Origin of the sequence: Xenorhabdus sp. NBAII XenSa04 (genome assembly GCF_963866145.1) — a bacterium.
In the GTDB taxonomy this organism is placed as follows: domain Bacteria; phylum Pseudomonadota; class Gammaproteobacteria; order Enterobacterales; family Enterobacteriaceae; genus Xenorhabdus; species Xenorhabdus indica.
In genome coordinates this window covers 1-530 of sequence record NZ_CAWMEB010000256.1, presented here as the reverse complement: position 1 = coordinate 530, position 530 = coordinate 1, and the positions used below count along the sequence as shown (strand labels likewise).

The 530-nt window shown below is 47.2% G+C and carries 1 protein-coding gene; it reads right to left on the bottom strand.

Features of this window, described 5'->3' with window-relative positions:
• Positions 1-47: 47 nt before the first annotated feature.
• Positions 48-380, bottom strand: a complete 333-nt coding sequence (locus tag AAC147_RS09650; protein ID WP_047686454.1) for an RstR family transcriptional repressor — start codon at positions 378-380, stop codon at positions 48-50.
• Positions 381-530 lie beyond the last annotated feature (150 nt).

The following is a 530-nucleotide window of genomic DNA, read 5'->3' as shown; positions in this document are numbered from 1 at the left end:
AGCGGCGTTGGTGTGTTGCAACCACATCAGCGCCGCGTTAAGTCAGATTATCCAATCAATAGCCTAGCCTGATGCTTGAGAATCAGGGCATCCAGCACTGAAATCACCGAACGTTGTTCTTCCTCATCCATCTGTTTAACCGCCTCAAACTTCAGCTTCAGTTCGTCCTGCGGCTCACGTTCTTCTTCCTCAAATATCAGCCAGTCCGCCGACACATTAAAAGTGACAGCAATCCGCTTGAGAATGTCCAAAGAGGGCTGTGCTTCACCAGACTCGTAGCGGCGAACTTGGGTCAGGTGTATGCCTACACGCTCAGCCATCTGGGGCTGGGTCAGGCTGTGCTGCTTGCGCAGTTGCAGAAAGCGGGTAGAAAAACTCATCCAGTCTGTTCCTTTGTCAATATTGATGAGTTCCATTATCGCCCCCTGTTCTAAATAGACTTGACTAAACAATCTTTATAGAGCATATAATAATATCTATAGAGAGCATTGACAAGGTTTTAAAAGGAACATTTTTATGGCTCGCATCCC